The sequence below is a fragment of the Pseudomonas macauensis genome (assembly GCF_047902425.1).
Lineage (GTDB): Bacteria > Pseudomonadota > Gammaproteobacteria > Pseudomonadales > Pseudomonadaceae > Pseudomonas.
The window spans coordinates 775375-793125 of record NZ_CP138377.1; the positions used below are offsets into that span (position 1 = coordinate 775375).

At 66.6% G+C, this 17751-nt stretch carries 17 protein-coding genes; 10 read left to right on the forward strand and 7 right to left on the reverse strand.

Annotated features, from left to right (window positions below):
* Positions 1 to 33: 33 nt before the first annotated feature.
* Positions 34 to 1053 carry a branched-chain amino acid aminotransferase gene (locus SD196_RS03685; RefSeq protein WP_275610080.1) on the reverse strand — a complete coding sequence of 340 codons (1020 nt, stop codon included), beginning with the start codon at positions 1051 to 1053 and terminating at the stop codon, positions 34 to 36.
* 382 nt (positions 1054 to 1435) lie between these two features.
* On the opposite strand from SD196_RS03685, the gene SD196_RS03690 reads away from it, so the two are divergent.
* The 7 genes from SD196_RS03690 to SD196_RS03720 all read left to right on the forward strand — a co-directional run bounded on the left by SD196_RS03690 (position 1436) and on the right by SD196_RS03720 (position 8059).
* A complete protein-coding gene (locus SD196_RS03690) occupies positions 1436 to 2104 on the forward strand; it encodes a TetR/AcrR family transcriptional regulator (RefSeq protein WP_416311069.1) in 669 nt (222 codons plus the stop codon).
* Entirely contained in the window at positions 2101 to 3750 is a 1650-nt protein-coding gene (locus SD196_RS03695; protein WP_416311070.1) for an acyl-CoA dehydrogenase family protein, read from the forward strand. Before SD196_RS03690 ends, SD196_RS03695 begins: the two co-directional genes overlap by 4 nt.
* 182 nt (positions 3751 to 3932) lie before the next feature.
* Positions 3933 to 4184, forward strand: a complete 252-nt coding sequence (locus tag SD196_RS03700; protein WP_416311071.1) for a type II toxin-antitoxin system HicA family toxin — start codon at positions 3933 to 3935, stop codon at positions 4182 to 4184.
* Positions 4181 to 4522, forward strand: coding sequence for a type II toxin-antitoxin system HicB family antitoxin (locus SD196_RS03705; protein ID WP_275610084.1), 342 nt, complete (start codon positions 4181 to 4183; stop codon positions 4520 to 4522). Before SD196_RS03700 ends, SD196_RS03705 begins: the two co-directional genes overlap by 4 nt.
* A 537-nt stretch (positions 4523 to 5059) precedes the next feature.
* Entirely contained in the window at positions 5060 to 6544 is a 1485-nt protein-coding gene (gene amn / locus SD196_RS03710) for an AMP nucleosidase (protein ID WP_370600657.1), read from the forward strand.
* A gap of 58 nt (positions 6545 to 6602) precedes the next feature.
* Complete coding sequence (deoC, locus tag SD196_RS03715; protein ID WP_343575328.1) at positions 6603 to 7379, forward strand: deoxyribose-phosphate aldolase; 777 nt, start codon at positions 6603 to 6605, stop codon at positions 7377 to 7379.
* 116 nt (positions 7380 to 7495) lie between these two features.
* Positions 7496 to 8059 carry a hypothetical protein gene (locus SD196_RS03720; RefSeq protein WP_275610087.1) on the forward strand — a complete coding sequence of 188 codons (564 nt, stop codon included), beginning with the start codon at positions 7496 to 7498 and terminating at the stop codon, positions 8057 to 8059.
* Positions 8060 to 8143: 84 nt separating this feature from the next.
* Here SD196_RS03720 and SD196_RS03725 read toward each other — a convergent pair whose 3' ends face one another.
* Positions 8144 to 9190 (reverse strand): MBL fold metallo-hydrolase, encoded by a 1047-nt coding sequence (locus tag SD196_RS03725; protein WP_343575325.1) that lies wholly within the window; start codon positions 9188 to 9190, stop codon positions 8144 to 8146.
* Between the two features lie 147 nt (positions 9191 to 9337).
* Here SD196_RS03725 and SD196_RS03730 point away from each other — a divergent pair, with 147 nt between their 5' ends.
* Positions 9338 to 9904, forward strand: coding sequence for a pseudouridine synthase (locus SD196_RS03730; RefSeq protein WP_343575616.1), 567 nt, complete (start codon positions 9338 to 9340; stop codon positions 9902 to 9904).
* A gap of 27 nt (positions 9905 to 9931) precedes the next feature.
* Here SD196_RS03730 and SD196_RS03735 read toward each other — a convergent pair whose 3' ends face one another.
* Entirely contained in the window at positions 9932 to 10135 is a 204-nt protein-coding gene (locus tag SD196_RS03735) for a DUF2788 domain-containing protein (protein WP_015475469.1), read from the reverse strand.
* A gap of 936 nt (positions 10136 to 11071) precedes the next feature.
* On the reverse strand, positions 11072 to 11551 hold the full coding sequence (locus tag SD196_RS03740; RefSeq protein ID WP_152220126.1) for an Lrp/AsnC family transcriptional regulator: 480 nt from the start codon (positions 11549 to 11551) through the stop codon (positions 11072 to 11074).
* 439 nt (positions 11552 to 11990) lie between these two features.
* On the opposite strand from SD196_RS03740, the gene SD196_RS03745 reads away from it, so the two are divergent.
* Positions 11991 to 13112 carry a DUF6515 family protein gene (locus tag SD196_RS03745; RefSeq protein ID WP_343575317.1) on the forward strand — a complete coding sequence of 374 codons (1122 nt, stop codon included), beginning with the start codon at positions 11991 to 11993 and terminating at the stop codon, positions 13110 to 13112.
* Here SD196_RS03745 and SD196_RS03750 read toward each other — a convergent pair.
* The 3 genes from SD196_RS03750 to SD196_RS03760 are packed head-to-tail and all read right to left on the reverse strand — an operon-like array spanning position 13105 to position 14928.
* On the reverse strand, positions 13105 to 14001 hold the full coding sequence (locus SD196_RS03750; RefSeq protein WP_275610090.1) for a cation diffusion facilitator family transporter: 897 nt from the start codon (positions 13999 to 14001) through the stop codon (positions 13105 to 13107). The genes SD196_RS03745 and SD196_RS03750 overlap by 8 nt on opposite strands.
* Positions 13998 to 14510, reverse strand: coding sequence for a DinB family protein (locus SD196_RS03755; protein ID WP_343575314.1), 513 nt, complete (start codon positions 14508 to 14510; stop codon positions 13998 to 14000). The genes SD196_RS03750 and SD196_RS03755 overlap by 4 nt, the downstream gene beginning before the upstream one ends.
* 1 nt (position 14511) lies before the next feature.
* Entirely contained in the window at positions 14512 to 14928 is a 417-nt protein-coding gene (locus SD196_RS03760; protein WP_275610092.1) for a polyribonucleotide nucleotidyltransferase, read from the reverse strand.
* A 191-nt stretch (positions 14929 to 15119) separates the two neighbouring features.
* Here SD196_RS03760 and hrpB point away from each other — a divergent pair, with 191 nt between their 5' ends.
* Positions 15120 to 17651 carry an ATP-dependent helicase HrpB gene (hrpB, locus tag SD196_RS03765; protein WP_343575311.1) on the forward strand — a complete coding sequence of 844 codons (2532 nt, stop codon included), beginning with the start codon at positions 15120 to 15122 and terminating at the stop codon, positions 17649 to 17651.
* Positions 17652 to 17751: the final 100 nt, after the last annotated feature.

Consider the following 17751-nt stretch of genomic DNA (forward strand, 5'->3'; position numbering starts at 1 on the left):
CAGCCGAAGCTGGGAGGCCGCTGCGGGTCAGGTTCAGACCTTGACGACCCAGCCTTCCGGGCCTTCCACGTCGCCGGTCTGGATGCCGGTCAGCTCTTCATAGAGACGACGGGTTACCGGGCCGACGTCTTCGCGGCTGTAGAACACGTGCAGCTTGTCGTTGTACTGGATGCCACCGATCGGAGTGATCACCGCAGCAGTACCGCAGGCGCCGGCTTCCTTGAAGCGCGCCAGGTCGTTGATCTCCACGTCGCCTTCGATCACCTTCAGGCCCAGGCGGTCAGCCGCCAGCTCCATCAGCGACAGGCGGGTGATACCCGGCAGCACCGAGCTGGAACGCGGGGTGACGAACTCGTTGTCGTGGGTGATGGCGAAGAAGTTGGCCGAACCCACTTCCTCGATGCGGCTGTGGGTGGCCGGGTCGAGGTAGATGCAGTCGGCGAAACCGGCCTTCTTGGCCTGGGAGCCCGGCAGCAGGCTGGCGGCATAGTTGCCACCGACCTTGGCGGCGCCGGTACCGTGGGGTGCGGCGCGGTCGTAGGTGGAGATCATGAAGTCATGGGGCTTCATGCCGCCCTTGAAGTAGGCGCCGACCGGGATGCAGAACACCGAGAAGATGAACTCCGGAGCCGGGCGCACGCCGATGTTTTCGCCCACGCCGATCACGAACGGACGCAGGTACAGGGCGCCACCGGAACCGTACGGCGGAATGAAGCGCTCGTTGGCGCGGACGACCTGCTTGCAGGCGTCGATGAACTGCTCTTCGGAGACCTGCGGCATCAGCACGCGGGCGCAGCTGCGCGCCATGCGCGCGGCGTTCTGGTTCGGGCGGAACAGGTTGATCGAGCCATCCTTGCAACGGTAGGCCTTCAGGCCCTCGAAGCACTGCTGGCCGTAGTGCAGTGCCGTGGAGCCCTCGCTGATGTGCAGGGTGTTGTCCTCGGTCAGCTTGCCGTCGTCCCACAGACCATCGCGCCAATGGGAGATGTAGCGGAAGTCGGTCTTGATGTAATCGAATCCGAGCGAGCCCCAATCGATGTCTTTTTGTTCCATGGTTGCCTCATTCAATGGGATTACCGAAGGCTCGCCTGCAAGGGAGCGGCAGGCGAGCATCCGGACAGATGATTTCGGGACCCTGGCGGCGGGCGCGGCCTGAATCGACCAGGATTCGGCTGCGCGGCGGGGACGGCGTCCTCCGCTTGATGGTCACCACCAGGACTCCACCAAGACTTGCCATGATACCGGCGATATTCGCGGCTGTGGGCACTTGCAGGCGAATATCCCTGCCATCAGTCGCATCGGGAACCGAGCGACACCCCTGATCGGACGTTGCGTGGGGTTGTCCTGATAGTCGCTACCGCTGGCGCTTTTGCCCCTTTGGCCAAGTCCTGAAGCATGGTTCACTGCTTGAAAGTCCTGAATCCGGGTTCAGAGCATGGCTTACCGTGTCACCGAAGCGCGCCTGCGCCGAGACGTCGAGGAGCGCGAGCGGATTCTTTCCCTGGCGCTGGCCCGCGTGGCCGACGGTGGTTTCGCCGCGCTGACCATGCAGACCTTGGCCGAAGACGCCGGCATCGCCACCGGCAGCCTGTACCGGCACTTTCGCGGCAAGGGCGAGTTGGCCGCCGAGGTCTTCGCCCGCGCCAGCCAGCATGAAGTCGATGCCCTGGCCGAGGCGCTCCACGCGCCTGAAAAGGCCGCCAAACGCCTGGAGCTCGGCCTGCGCCAGTTTGCCGCGCGGGCCTGGGGCAGCCGCCAACTCGCCTTCGCGCTGATCGCCGAACCGGTCGATCCCGAAGTCGACGAACAGCGCCTGATCTACCGCGAAGCCTACGCGGCGTTGTTCGTGCAGCTGCTGGAGCAGGGCATCGCCCAGGGTGAATTCCCGCCCCAGCCCGTTCACCTGGTCGCCGCCTGCCTGGTCGGCGCCATCGCCGAAGCCCTGGTCGGGCCTCTGTCGCCGCCGGCGCGCGCCGCACGGGATGCCGGCCAGTCCGGTGCGTCGCTGGCGCATGTCAGCGACGCCCTCGTCCATTTCTGCCTGCGCGCCGTCGGTGCGTCCCTTTCCGCTTTGCCAACGCCTGCCAAGGAGGATCAGCCATGAGCCTGCACCAGTACGCCGAAACCCACGAAGTGACCAACCAGGTGCCGCCGCTGGACGGCGCCAACCTCTACCGCGTCGACCTGCCGCTGCAGGAGTGGGTACGCCGTTACGAGGGCGGCTGGGCCGAGCAGAAACTCGATGCCTACGGCGCGCTGGCCGGCGGTCCGTTGATGGCGGCGGGCTTCCTGGCCAATGAGAACAAGCCGGTGTTCAAGTCCCACGACCGCTACGGCCACCGCATCGACCTGGTGGAATTCCACCCGGCCTACCATGAACTGATGCGCGCCTCGATCGAAGCCGGTATCCCGTCCATGCCCTGGACCGATCCGCGCGCCGGTGCCCAGGTCGCCCGCGCCGGCCTCAGCTACCTGCACAGCCAGGCCGAAGCCGGCACCGGTTGCCCGCTGACCATGACCTTCGCCAGCGTACCGGCCCTGCGCCTGCAAGCGGACATCGCCGAGAAGTGGCTGCCGAAAATCCTCTCCACCCAGTACGACCCGCGCAACCTGCCCATGGAGCAGAAGAGCGGCGTGACGATCGGCATGGCCATGACCGAGAAGCAGGGCGGCACCGACGTGCGTGCCAACACCACCCGCGCCTACCCGGTGGGTATCCCCGGCCCGGGCCAGGCCTACGAGCTGGTCGGCCACAAGTGGTTCTGCTCGGCGCCCATGTGCGACGCCTTCCTTACCCTGGCCTACACCGACAAGGGCCTGACCTGCTTCCTGCTGCCGCGCCACCGCCCGGACGGCAGCCGCAACGAGTTCTACATCCAGCGCCTGAAGAACAAGCTGGGCAACTGGTCCAACGCCTCCAGTGAAGTGGAGTACCGCGGCGCGCTGGCCTGGATGATCGGCGAGGAAGGCCGCGGGGTGCCGACCATCATCGAAATGGTCGCCATGACCCGCTTCGACTGCATGATCGGCTCCAGCTCGCTGATGCGCCAGGCACTGACCCAGGCCGCGCACCACTGCGCTTACCGCCAGGTCGGCGGCCGCGTACTGGCCGAGCAGCCACTGATGCAGAACGTGCTGGCCGACCTTGCCCTGGAAAGCGAAGCCGCGCTGGCCCTGACCATGCGCATGGGCCGCGCGCTGGACCGGCTGCACGACGAGCAGGAAGACAAGTTCGCCCGCCTGGTCACCGCCGTGGGCAAATACTGGATCTGCAAACGCGCCCCGGCGATGATCAACGAAGCCGCCGAATGCCTGGGCGGCGCCGGCTACGTCGAGGACACCATTCTTCCGCGCCTGTACCGCGAGGCGCCGGTCAACTCCACCTGGGAAGGTTCGGGCAACGTGCAGTGCCTGGACGTGCTGCGCGCCCTGTCCAAGGAGCCCGGCGTGCTCGACGCGCTGTTCGCCGAACTGGGCGACGGCCACGGCGATGCGCGGCTCGCGTCCTTTATTGGCAACCTCAAGGCGTCCTTCGCCGACACCCACGACATCCAGTACCGCGCCCGCCAGCTCACCGAAAACGTGGCGGTCGCCCTGCAGGCCAAGCTGTTGCTTGAGGCGGGCAACGCGGCGGTTTCCGACGCCTTCATCGCCAGCCGCCTGAGCGACGGCGGCCGCGTCTACGGCACCCTGCCGCGCGGGGTGGATGTGGCGGCGCTGGTGGCGCGCTCGACGCCGCATCTGGTCTGAGGAAATTTCAGTAGAAGCTTTCGGGTTGAACAGTTGTTTGTCGATCAATAGGTTGCACGGGGAGGATTCTTCGCTGGTGCCGGGATGAGTCTCGCTGGTCTTCATTTCCGTGCAGGCAGCTCAGCAGTGAGATTGCCTTGGTTTATAACTGCAACTAAAATTAGTTGCAGCTGGGAGGGGGTATGTCTCAGCATGAGAAGCTGCTGGCAAAGCTATTGAACAAGCAGTCCGTGCTTACCTGGCAGGAACTGGTGGTGTTGCTCCACGGGCTTGGCAATCGGAAGCTCGAGGGCGATGGCAGTCGGGTCAAATTCGATAATGGCGACCCGCGAGCAATGATCAACCTGCACAAACCCCATCCCGGCAATGAATTGAAGGCCTATGCCAGGCGCCAGGTGATCGAACATCTGAAAAGCGGAGGACTGATTCGATGAACAACCTGCTACAGCACCGAGGCTATTACGGGTCCATCGAGGCCAGCCCCGAGGACAACTGCCTGTTCGGCAAGCTGCTGTTCATCCGGGCCCTGGTCAATTACGAGGGCGAGACGGTCGCCGAGCTGGCCGGCGCGTTCCGCGCTGCGGTCGATGATTACCTGGCCGACTGTGCTGCAACGGGCGTAGAGCCTGAGATTCCCTGCAAGGGATCTTTCAATGTTCGCGTAGGGCATGAACTGCATATGGCGGCCAGCATCGCGGCTATCCAGCAGAACATCACACTGAACGATCTGACCCGCCGGGCGCTGAGCGAGTACATCGAGCAGCACGCCTGAGAGCTTTCTCCCGTTTCGTCGGGCGCATAACGCGCTAGCGGCTATCTGTCGGGAGGGTTCCGGCGGATAACCAGTTCCAGGTTATGCGCTCTACGGAATCGACAGGCGCCAACGTAACGAGCGCCACCAGCCGGTTAGTGAGCGTTTGTCGTGCTTGGGCTGCAGTAGTTGCGGCACATTGGTGTAGCGGACCCAGAGCGGGTCGTTCCATTCTGTTCGCCAGCTTCACATGCGTCGCTAGACGCAAGCGCGCCCAAATGATCGGGCCGTCAAACCCGGCTGCGGGATTGACCGCAGCGCCGGCCAATCTACCGAGGGCGCCTGGGCAAACAAGGCACCGCCGGCAGCTTGGGACGCCCCGTCACGCGATATGCGAAAACGGAACAGGCACCGGTTCATTGGCGCTGTCATCCGCACTTGCAGGCGCGGATTCTGTCATAAGGTTTATTCAACCTTTCCGCTCATCCTGCCGGTACGAAATCTGTCATCCCTTTCCGTGACGGAAGCAGGCAAGATGGAGCTGATCGTTCAGACAGGATGCCCACCATGAGTCTTTCGACTGGCGACGAGCTCTTCGTCGCCCAGACCGCCGAAGAGGCCGTCGACCAACTGGCCGTGCTGCACGAGCGGGCCACCGGCGCCCTGAACCAGGCGCTCAAGCGCTACCTGAAGGAGCGCGTGGTGCCTGACGCCGAGCAGCGCAGCCTGTTCCGTTACCCGGAGTTGCGGGTGATCTACCTGTGTCAGGGCGAGGTGCCTTCCACCACCCGCGCCTACGCCAAGGTCCAGGTGCCCGGCACCTACGCGGTGACCATCACCCAGCCCAAGGCCTTTCGCAAATACCTGCTGGAGCAGCTGCGTCCGCTGATGGAAGACTTCACCGTGCGGGTGGAGGTCGGCGTCAGCGACCAGAACATTCCTTACCCGTACGTGGTGGAGCAGGGCGACGAACTGGGCGGCTCCGGGGTGACCGCCGCGGAGCTGGCGCGGGTGTTCCCCAGCACGGACCTGTCCGCCACCTCCGATGGCATCGCCGACGGCCTCTACGAGTGGGAGGGCGCCGACCCGATGCCGCTGGCGCTGTTCCACGCCGCGCGTACTGATTTCTCCCTGCGCCGCCTGGTGCACTACACCGGTAGCGACTGGCGCCACGTGCAGCCGTGGATCCTGCTGACCAACTACCACCGCTACGTCGACCAGTTCATCCACCTGGGGCTGGAGCGGCTGCGCGACGATCCGCGTTTCGTGCGCATGGTGTTGCCGGGCAACGTGATCATCGAACGCGGCATGGACGAGGGCGAGGCCAATGCCATAGTCGCAGGTGTCGAATGGCACCGCTTCCAGATGCCGGCCTATCACCTGATCGCCGAGGATGGCGACGGCGTGACCCTGGTGAACATCGGCGTCGGCCCGTCCAACGCGAAGAACATCACTGACCACCTGGCCGTGCTGCGTCCGCATTGCTGGTTGATGGTCGGCCACTGCGGCGGCCTGCGGCAGTCGCAGACCATCGGCGACTACGTGCTGGCCCACGCCTACATGCGCCGCGACGGCATCCTCGACCGGGTGTTGCCGCCGCACATCCCGATCCCGGCGTTGGCCGAGGTGCAGTTGGCGCTGCAGGAAGCTGCCGCCCTGGTGACCGGCGAGCGCGGCGACCAGCTCAAGCGCCGCCTGCGCACCGGCACCGTGCTGACTTACGACGACCGCAACTGGGAGCTGCACTGGGCCCAGGAGCGCCCGCTGATCAACCTTGCGCGGGCCATCGCCGTGGACATGGAGAGCGGCACCATCGCCGCCCAGGGTTACCGCCTGCGGGTGCCCTACGGCACGCTGCTGTGCGTCTCGGACAAGCCGCTGCACAGCGAGATCAAGCTGCCCGGCGCCGCCACGGCCTTCTACCAGCGCGCGGTAAGCCAGCACCTGTCCATCGGCATCGCCGCCGTCGACCTGCTGCGTACCCAGCTCAACTCGCTGCACTCGCGCAAGCTGCGCAGCTTCGACGAGCCGCCGTTCCGCTGATCCCAAAGCGCGGCGGGGCACCGCTTGCCCCGCCGCCAGCCGCAGGAGGTGGCTGCCGATGACCGATCCTCGCAAGACACCGGCGGGCCGAGTGCTCGCCCTGCTGGACCTGACCTCGCTGAACGATGGCGATGACCTGCAAAGCACCGTCGACCTCTGCCGCCGGGCGCTGACGCCCTATGGCGAAGTGGCGGCGGTGTGCGTCTGGCCGAAGCTGGCGCACATCGCGCGGCGCACGCTCAACACCCTGGGCGGACGCGGTGTGAAAGTTGCCAGCGTGTGCAACTTCCCCGCCGGCAGCGCGTCCCTGGCCGACGTGGTGGAGGAGGTGCGCAGGACGCTGGCCGAAGGCGCCGACGAGATCGATCTGGTCTACCCGTGGCGCCGGCTCATGGCGGGCGGCCCCTCCGGTGCGGTGGAGCTGATTCGTGCCTGCAAGACGCTGTGCGGCCCTTATCATCGGCTCAAGGTGATCCTCGAAACCGGCGAGCTCGCCGATCCGGAGCTGATCCGCACGGCCTGCCGCGAGGCCATCGCCGGCGGCGCCGACTTCCTCAAGACCAGCACGGGCAAGGCGGCGGTGAACGCTACGCCGGAATCCGTACGGGTGATGCTCGAATGCATCGGGGAAGCCGGTGGCAAGGTGGGCCTGAAGGTTTCCGGCGGCCTGCGCACCCTGGCCGATGCGCAGCGTTACCGGACGCTGGTGGAGGAACGCTTCGGCGCTGCCTGGATCACCCCGGAGCACCTGCGTTTTGGCGCCTCGTCGCTGCTGGATGATCTGCTGCGCGAGTTGGGTGTGGATGCGCAACCCGTGTCCACTCGCAACTATTGATCGGCGTGCGTTGACGAGTTTCGGGGCGCGCCTAGAATTCTCGCCTCGCGCGCCATTGGGAACCGTGGCGCGGCCCTTCGGTCGGACCTTCGCCGACCCTTTCTGCTGGTGACCCCATGTCCTTCCGCGCCCCCTCGCACCTCACCAATCCTTTGCGCCGATTCGCCCGCCGGCTGGTGGAAGGCGGCACCCCGGAAGTCGCCGCGCCATTGCCGCTGCCGGAAAGCCTGGCCGGCGAGCCCTGGTTCTCGGTGGGCAAGGCGGTGGAAGGTCTCGGTGGCGAGCGCGTCGACGGCTGGTGCCTGGAAGAGTGGCCGGGCCTGGCCCTGCGCGCCCGCTTCAGTGCCTGCTGGCGCGATGCCCAGGGACGGCTGTGGAACGTGCTGCCCGGTGGTGGGGCGATCGCCTTCCTGCCCGATCCGAAACGCCGCTACGAAGGTGTGCCGCTGGCCGAGCAGTTCCACGCCCTGGAACGCGACGAGTTGCTGGAGGACTACCTCTGGCTCTGCCGCGAACTGGCGCGCAACCCGCTCGACGACGAGCAGCGGGAAATCCGCGAGGGCATGCGCCTGCGTCTGGAAAGCTGGCTGGAGTTGGGCGGCCGGGGTGACAAACCGTGTCCGTGCAACAGCGGCAAACGCTATCGCAGCTGTTGCAGCAAGCGGGTGCGCGAGAGCTGAGGCGGCTCTTTGTAGGAGCGAGCTTGCTCGCGAACGAACTTGCCGGCGGCTGCGGCGTTGTGCGGTTCGCGAGCAAGCTCGCTCCTACAATGTCACCCACGGCAGCGGTGCTATGTGCCACTGGTCCCCCGGCTTGGGCGCCCGGAAGCGCTCGGTCGCAACGCCGTGCTGCTCCAGCGCCCGAGCCAGGTCGCTGACCGGCGTGAACTGCCCTTCGTCGCTCAGGCGGAAGGTGCCGAAGTGGATGGCCATGCTGCACTGCGAGTCGAGCTGCTGGTGCGCCTGCACGGCGTCATCCGGGTTCATGTGGTGGTGGCGCATGAACCAGCGCGGCTCGTAGGCGCCGATGGGCAGGGCGGCAAAGCGCATCGGGCCGAAGCGCTGGTGCATCAGCTTGAACTCCTCGCCCAGGCCGGTATCGCCGGGGAACAGCACCGGGCCGTCCGGCGATTCCAGCACGAAGCCCAGCCACAGGGTGCGGTTGGTGTCGCGCCGCGAGCGCGCCGACCAGTGCTGCGCGGGCACGCCGGTGAGCAGCATGCCTTCGGGCAGCGGCAGGCTTTGCCACCAGTTCAGCTCCGACACGTCATTGAAGCCGCAGGCGCGGATCAATTCGCCGTTGCCCAGGCCGGTTACCACCTTTGCCTCCGGGAAGCGCCGCGCCAGTTCGCGCAGGCTGCCGATGTCCAGGTGATCGTAGTGGTTGTGGCTGACCAGGATCAGGTTGATCGGCGGCAGTTCGTCCAGCGCCAGTCCCGGCGGGTGATGGCGGCGCGGACCGATGAAGCTGAACGGGCTGGTGCGTTCGCACCACAACGGGTCGGTGAGAATGTTCAGCCCACGATGCTGGATCAGCAGGGTGGCATGGTTGATGTAGGTGACGCGCAATTCCTCGCCGCTGACCTGGGCCTGTACGTCCGGCCGCGTGGCCGGGCCCGGCTGGTCGATCCAGGGCGTCTGTCGTCCACGCTCGCGCTGCCATTTGAGGAAGGCGCGCAGGCCGTGGTGCGGCTGGCGGTCGAGGTTGTGGAAGCGTTGGCCGTCGAAGTTCGCGGTTTGCGGGCCACGGTAACGGGCGCCGAGGCGGCCGCTGAGATTGCGCAAGGTGATCAGCCAGGTGGGGTGGCTCATGGGCGTGCTCTTGCAGGGAGGGCTCGGCACAACCTAGCATGCCGGGCAATCGCTTCACCCCCATCTCCGGTTACCAGTCTTTTCACCATGCCCCGTCCGCCTCGTCCAGTTTCCCGTCGTTCCGCTCCCCGTCCTGCGCCGCGCCGCGTGGCCAAGGCGCCGCCGGCACAGCCACGGCTGATCCTGCTGAACAAGCCGTTCGACGTGCTGACTCAATTCAACGATAGCGAGGGCCGGGCGACCCTGAAGGATTTCGTCGAGGTACCGGGCGTCTATCCCGCCGGACGGCTGGACCGCGACAGCGAAGGCCTGTTGCTGCTGACCAACGACGGCCGCCTGCAGGCGCGCATTGCCGATCCCAAGCACAAGCTACCGAAGACCTACTGGGTACAGGTGGAAGGGGAGCCGAGCGACGAGCAGCTCGAACAACTGCGCAAGGGCGTGCAACTCAACGACGGCCCGACCTTGCCGGCCGAAGCGCGGCGGCTGGAGGCGCCGCAGCTGTGGGAGCGCAACCCGCCGGTACGGTTCCGCAAGTCGGTGCCCACGGCCTGGCTGGAACTGGTGATCCGCGAGGGCCGCAACCGCCAGGTGCGGCGGATGACGGCGGCCGTTGGCCTGCCAACCCTGCGTCTGGTGCGCGTGCGGATCGGGCCGTGGAGCCTGGACGGCCTGCAGCCGGGGCAGTGGCGGGAAGTCAGCCCCGATCTCTGACGACCGGGGCGGGCGCGGGAGCGGGCGTCAGAAGCCGCCTTCGAGCCCCGCGACGACGACGGACTTGATCAGGAAACCCAGTACACCCAGGCCCAGGGCGAAGAACAGCACCATGGTGCCCATGCGGCCGGCTTTGGACTTCTTCGCCAGATCCCAGACGATGAAGGCCATGAACAGGATCAGGCCGGTGACCAGGCCGTACATCATCCAGTCTTCGAAACTTTCGTTCATTGCTGCTCCTGCCCGGTGCGGAGGTTGTCCGAGGGACGCCGGGGCTGAGGGTGGTGGTGGAGAAGGCGCGCATTATACGCATCTGGTTGTTTGATGATCAGGGGTGTTCAGAAATTGATCAGTTCTTGCTGTGGGAGGGGGGGAACGCCCCGAAAATTCCCGCTGCGGCGCGGCTGGCGGGGAAATTTCCGGTAATGGATTGGTCTTGCGGGACGCGGGGTGCGGTGCTGTGTCGCAGGGGAGGCGGAGGTTGTAGGAGCGAGCTTGCTCGCGAAGGGGCTGGCGCCGGGTTTGCGGCCGAATCGCGGACAGAGTCCGCTTCTACGTAGGCGCCATGCATCGGCATCCACCTGTGGGGTTGGATTCCTTAGCGATGGATTTCGCGGACAAGGTCCGCTCCTACGGGAGCCCAGCTCGCCCTTTGTTCTGGTTTCGCCCTTGAGGATTTCCAGAGAAATATCCGCACACGCCGGAGCGCCCCTTCAGGAGGCCGAGTGGGATCGGAGTTTCAGGGGTTGAGCGGCATGGATGCCGCGAGAGCGTCGTTGGGCCATGGATGGCCCGTCAAGGGGGACGCCTAGTTCGTGCCCCTGAAACTTCGATGGAACGAGGGAAACGGAGCGAAGCGAAGTAACAGCCGAAGGCTGGCCCGAAGGGTGAGCGAAGCGAATCAGTCCCGCGAAGCGGGACCCGGATGATGGGGCAAAGACCTTTGGTTACTTTCTGTGGGGCGGCCATCCGTAGTTTGAGAAAGTGACTCGCCCGAGGGGGCGAAACAAGAAATCCCAGCGCGCGCCGAAGCGGCGCAGAAACGCCGAGCAGGAATCGAGGGCCTCGCGGGCCATGCCTGCGAGCGGAGGTGAGGCAGGCGATAAGGCACCAGCCAGGCTCGGTTCGCGAGCAAGCTCGCTCCTACGAAGAACGTCAACTCTGCGATCAAACCCGCAAGTGATCCAACGGCAACTCGGTACTGGCCAACACATTGCGTAGCACGAAGCTCGATCGCACGCTGGTCACCCCTTCGATGCGGGTCAATGTGCCGAGCAGGAAGTGCTGGTAGCGTTCCATGTCTGGCACCATCACCTTGAGCTGGTAGTCCGCGTCCATCCCGGTCACCAGGCTGCATTCCAGCACTTCCGGGCATTTGCCGATGATCTGCTGGAAGTGCTCGAAGCGCTCCGGGGTGTGGCGGTCCATGCCGATCAGGACGAAGGCGGTGAGGCTCAGGCCGAGCTTCTTGCTGTCGAGCAGGGCGACCTGGCGGACGATGTAGCCGTCGTCTTCCAGCTGTTTGACCCGCCGCGAGCAGGGGGAGGGCGACAGGCCGATGCGTTCGGCGAGCTCCTGGTTGGAGATGCGCGCGTCGCGTTGCAGTTCGGCAAGAATGCGCAGGTCGTAGCGGTCCAGCTTGTCCATGAAAGCCTCGTATATCTATTCAATTGCGCTTGTGGCGTAATTTTTAGCTATTTATTGCTCGGCTAGTGCCTTTATGAGCAATCTTAGCAATCATTTCCCCGCTCTGTCGCCGTAGTATTTCTTCCAGATTCACAGCCCGGACATCACGTCCCCTGCGATCCGCCCAATCAGGCGCTTCGCGGCCCGCCGACCCAACAGGATCGCGCCGGCCACCGGGCTACGCACTGCCCAGAAGGCGGAGCGAGGTGAGCCGGCGCCAACAGCGACGAGCAGGACGAGATTCCGAAAGGGAGGCTGACGAGCCTCCCTTTTTTCTTGCCCGCGATTTCTCTGCCATCTTTACCCTGACTTTACTCAGCGCCTTGCAATACGCGGTCTGTGCCGTGGTCTATGGCATTGTCGCATCACTGTTTTCGGCCGAGGCCGAAGTGAGGGTTCCATGAAGTCGGGCATCTGGCCGTTCGCCGGGGTTGCCATGCTCTCCCTGGCCATTGCTGCCCAGGCGTTGGCAGCCGAGCCGCCGGACCTCTCCGGTCAGTCCCAGGGGCGGCCTGCCGCCGGCCAGGGCAACAATTCCGGAGGCGGGCGCACGCCCATGTCCCATGAGGGACCGGGCCGGCCCATGGGCAATTGGCAGCAGCGGCCGCCGGAGAGCTCCGGCGGGCAATGGCAGGGCCGCCCGCAAGGTAACGGCAACGGCCAGTGGCAGGGCCACCCCCAGTGGAATGGCAACGGCCAGTGGCAGGGGCGTCCCCCCGTCAACAACGGCGGGCATTGGCAGGGTAATCCAGGGGGCGATCATGACTGGCATGGCAACCCACCGGGCAACAACGGTGGGCAATGGTCTGGACGTCCGCCCGTCAATAACGCCAATCCAGGGATTCGCCCGCCGAGCGGAAACGACCAGTGGAAAGGCCGTCCCATCGGCGCTGGCACCACCCAATGGCAGGACGATCATTCCGATCGACCGGGCTGGCAGGGAGGCTCGCGTCCACCGCCCGGTGGCTGGCAGGGGCGCCCGCCGCCGTCCCATGGCAACTGGGGGCCGCATCCCTCGTACTGGCGTCCGGGCTACGTGGTGAACAGCGTGCCGGCGGGGCATTACCGGGTGCCTTATCGCGGGTCCGATTACTTCTTCGGTGACGGCTACTGGTATCGCCCCTATGGTTCGCGCTACGTGGTGGTAACGCCGCCTTATGGAGTGCGGGTGCGCTATCTGCCGTCGTACGCCGAGCAGGTCTGGATCGGCAGCATCGGCTACTTCCTGGTGGCGGGGACCTATTACCTGTGGCAGGCCGGTTCGCAGGAGTACGAGGTGGTGGCGCCGCCGATGGAGCAGCCGCTGGTGGCGCAGTCGTCCTACGACGTGATCGCCTACCCGCTGTATGGCCAGGGGCCGGAACAGCAGAATCGCGACCGCTACGAATGCCACCAGTGGGCCGCCAGCCAGAGCGGCTTCGACCCGGCCTCGGCGACCTACGCGCCGCCGGCCTATGTCGCCGACAACTACCGCCGCGCCCTGGGCGCCTGCCTGAGCGGACGCGGCTACAGCATCAACTGATGGTCTCTTTGCCCACCACTTCCTGCGGGTCGGCGTGCACCAGCACCTCGGCTCGCGGGAATTCCTTGTGGATCGCCAGCACCGCCTCGTCGCACAGCTGATGCGCCTTGGACAGGGTCAGCTCGCCGGGCAGTTCCAGATGCAACTGGACGAACCAGTGGGTGCCGGAAATCCGCGTGCGCAGGTCGTGGGCGCCGAGCACGCCGGGCACTTCGCGCACCAGTTCGAGCATCCGCGTGCTGACGTCCGGCGGCAGCTCCTCGTCCATCAGCACGGCAACGGATTCGCGGGCGATCTGGAAGGAGCTCCAGAGGATGTACAGGGCAATGCCCAGGCCGAAGATCGCGTCCATCTGCTGCCAGCCGAATTGCGCCAGCAGCAGGGCGACCAGGATGCTGCTGTTGAGCAGCAGGTCCGAGCGGTAGTGCAGTGAGTCGGCGCGAATGGCGTTGGAGCCGGTGATCTTCACCACGTACCCCTGCACCGCCAGCAGGGCAGCGGTGAGCGCCAGGGACAGCAGCATCACCGCGATGCCCCAGCCGGCCGATTCCACCGGTTGCGGATGCTGCAGGCGGTCGATGGCCTGGGTGCCGACCAGCACCGCGCTCACCGCGATGAACAGTGCCTGGGCCAGCCCCGAGAGGGACTCGGCCTTGCCGTGGCCGTAGCGGTGATCGTCGTCAGCCGGGCGGATGGCGTAGTGCACCGCCAGCAGGTTGAGGAAGGAGGCTGCACCGTCGAGCAGCGAGTCGGTCAGGCCGGCGAGCAGGCTGACCGAGCCGCTGAACCACCAGGCGATGGCCTTGGCCACCACCAGGGTGATGGCCACGCCGAGCGACGCGAAGGTCGCCAGCCGCAGCAGTTGGGAGTGGCTGGCGTGGGTGATCATGTGTCCATGCGGTTGGGTAGGAAGTAGATGTAATCCAGCAGCGGCGCCTTCTGGCCGATGGCGGTCAGCGCCGCGCTCATCTGGCCTCGGTGGTGGGTGCCGTGGTTGACCAGGTGCTGGACGATGTTGGCCAGGCTCTGGCGGTGCGCCTGGCCGGCCATGTTGCGGTAGTCCAGCGAGCTGCCGAGGGTGGCGTCGGTCTGCTTGTCGAGCCACAGCCGCCAGGCGTCGACGCCCTCCTTGAGGAATACTGCGAGGCCATCGCGGTCAGGGGCCGCCTCGGCATCCAGCCGCTCGAACTGCCAGGGCTCTCGCTGCACACGGGCGAACCAGATGCGATCGACCACCGCCAGATGGTTGAGGGTGCCGTGCAGGCTGTTGAAGAACAGCCCGCGCGGCGCGCGATAGGCCGCCTCGTCCAGAGGCTCGACGGCCTCCAGGATGCGGTCGTAGGCCCACTGGTGGTACGCCAGGAGTTGACGAAGGTGTGAAGCGAGAGCGCCGTGCATATCAGGCCTCCGGGTGCAGACCCAGGCTGGCGAGTTGTTGGAGGCTGCCGCTGCGCTGGATCAGACGCGGGTCGTCCAGGGGCAGGCTGCGGCCGGTTTCACGCTCTAGGATCGCCTTGAGTTTAGCCTTGTCCACGGTGCCGTCTTCACTCACTGCATCCTTGAGCTTTTCCGGCGCGACCGAGTACTTGGCATCGGGCAGGTAGATGGCGCCGGTAGCGAAGTCTACGCCGAAGGCGATCAGGCCCGGGATGATGTAGAACAACAGACCGATGGCGTCGAAGGCGACGATGGCCGGGTCGACACGACCGTCGATCTGGCCGCGGCGATCGGGGTAGAACAGGGTGCCGCAGGCCGTCAGCTGACTGAACAGGGTGGCGCAAAGAACCGCGCAGGACACACGGGTGGCGAGACGCATGGAGAACCTCCGGGAGGATGATGCGAATAACTATATCAACGAGCCCATGGCCATTGCTGGTGGATTCGCACGCTGTGGCGGGCTCGTTGCTTCTAAGACTGCCAAGTCGACCTTGCGGTTCGCCCGGTATAATCGCCGGCCCCCGCGTCAGCCGGGTTACCGCACCGTGAAAGCTTGAATCAGGAGCCGGCATGAACGCCCTTCCCATCGACAGCGTCCTCCCCGAGTTGCGCCAGGCACTGGCCGCGCGCCACGAGGTGGTGCTGGAAGCGCCACCCGGCGCGGGCAAGACCACCCGCGTGCCGCTGGCGCTGCTCGATGAGCCATGGCTGGCCGGGCAGTCGATCCTGATGCTGGAGCCGCGCCGCCTGGCCGCCCGCGCCGCCGCCGAGCGCCTGGCCGCCGAGCTGGGCGAGAAGGTCGGCGAAACCGTTGGCTACCGTATCCGCCTCGACAGCAGGGTCGGCCCGAAGACGCGCATTGAAGTGGTCACCGAAGGCATCCTCGCCCGTCGCCTGCAGGACGACCCGGCGCTGGACGGCGTCGGCCTGGTGATCTTCGACGAATTCCACGAACGCAGCCTCGACGCGGATCTGGCCCTGGCGCTGACCCTCAACGGCCGCGCACTGCTGCGCGACGAGCAGGCGCTGAAGGTGCTGGTGATGTCCGCCACGCTCGAAGGCGAGCGGTTGTCCGCATTGCTCGATGACGCGCCGGTGGTGCGCAGCGAGGGCCGCATGTTCCCGGTGGATATCCGCTGGGGCCGGCCTTGGCAGGCCGGCGAATTCATCGAACCGCGCGTGGTGCAGACGGTACAGCAGGCGCTGGCCGACGAGAGCGGCAGCCTGCTGGTGTTCCTGCCCGGCCAGGCGGAGATTCGCCGGGTGGCCGAGCAACTGGGCGAGGCGCTGGCCGGTCGCCCGGAAATCCTGATCTGTCCCCTGCATGGCGAGCTCGATCTCGACGCCCAGCGCGCCGCCATCGAGCCCGCGCCGGCGGGCAAACGCAAGGTGGTGCTGGCGACCAACATCGCCGAGACCAGCCTGACCATCGACGGTGTGCGCGTCGTGGTGGACGCCGGGCTGGCGCGGGTGCCGCGCTTCGACCCGGGCAGCGGCATGACCCGCCTGGATACCCAGCGCATCTCCCGCGCCTCCGCCACTCAGCGCGCCGGCCGGGCCGGGCGCCTGGAGCCGGGCGCCTGCTACCGGCTGTGGTCCGAAGCCCAGCACGAGCAACTGCCGGCCTATGGCACGGCGGAAATCCTCCAGGCTGATCTCGCCGGACTGGCCCTGCAACTGGCGCGCTGGGGCGTCGCCCCGCAGGAACTGGCCTGGCTCGACCTGCCGCCGGCGGCCGCTTATGCCCAGGCACTCGATCTGCTGGAGCGTTTGGGCGCGCTGGCCTCCCGCGCCGGTGGCGGCAGCCTGACGCCTCACGGCCAGGCCATGGCCGAGGTGCCGGCGCACCCGCGCATCGCCCATCTGCTGCTACGCGGCCATGCGCTGGGGCTGGGCGCGCTGGCCTGCGATCTCGCCGCGCTGCTCAGCGAGCGTGACATCCTGCGTGGCAACGACGCCGACCTGCACCACCGCATCGCCCTGCTGGCCGGCGAGCAGAATGCCCCGCGCGCCAGTCGCGGTGCGGTGCAGCGGGTGCGGCAGCTGTCCCGGCAATTCAAGGGTTACCTGCGCGGCCCGGCCCGCGAGCCGGTGAGCGATCCGGATCATCCCCGTTGGCTCGGCGGCCTGCTGGCCTTCGCTTACCCGGACCGAATCGCCCGCCAGCGTCGCGCCGGTGGTGGCGAATACCGCCTGGCCAACGGCCGTGCCGCGTTGTTCGGCGAGCCGGACGCGCTGATGAAGGAGCCCTGGCTGGTGATCGCCGACCTGGGCAGCCGACAGGGCCAGCGCGAGGAGCGCATCTACCTGGCGGCGGCGTTGGAGCCGGCATTGTTCGAGTCGATCCTGGCCGAGCAGGTCAGCGTCCACGACGAATTGGACTGGGACGAGCGCGAAGGCGTGCTGCGGGCCGAGCGCCAGCGCAAGGTCGGCGAGCTGGTGCTGGCCACGGAAGCCTTGCCCTCGCTCGACGAGGAGGCCCGCAGCCGCGCATTGCTCGGACTGGTGCGGCGCAAGGGCCTGGAGCTGCTGCCGTGGACGCCGGAACTGCGCCAGTGGCAGGCGCGGGTCGCGCTGCTGCGGCGACTGGATATCGAGGGCAAGGGCGAGAGCGAGTGGCCGGACGTCAGCGATGCCGCGCTACTGGACTCGCTGGAGGACTGGCTGCTGCCGTACCTGGGCAAGGTTTCGCGGCTGGCGCACTTCGCCAACCTGGAGCTGGCCGGGATTCTCCACAGCGTGCTGCCCTGGCCGCTGCCACAACGATTGGACGAGCTGGCGCCGCGCACCTTGCAGGTGCCGTCCGGCTCGAATATCCGCCTGGACTACACCGAGTCCCCACCAGTGCTCGCGGTTCGACTGCAGGAGCTGTTCGGCCTGGCCGACACGCCGCGCATCGCCAATGGCCGGGTGGCGGTGAAGCTGCACCTGCTGTCGCCGGCGCAGCGGCCGGTGCAGGTGACCCAGGACCTGGCCAACTTCTGGCGCAGCACCTATGCCGAGGTGAAGAAGGACCTGAAGGGACGCTATCCGAAGCATTACTGGCCGGATGATCCGCTGATCGCCGAGCCGACGGCGAGGGCGAAGCCGCGCAAGGGGTGAGACCGGTGCGCTGGATTGCCCTCATCCCAGCCCTCTCCCAGAGGGAGCTGTCCGTGCCGGCGGATGATGCGGTTCAAGCCGGAGCGTAGGGCGTATAACG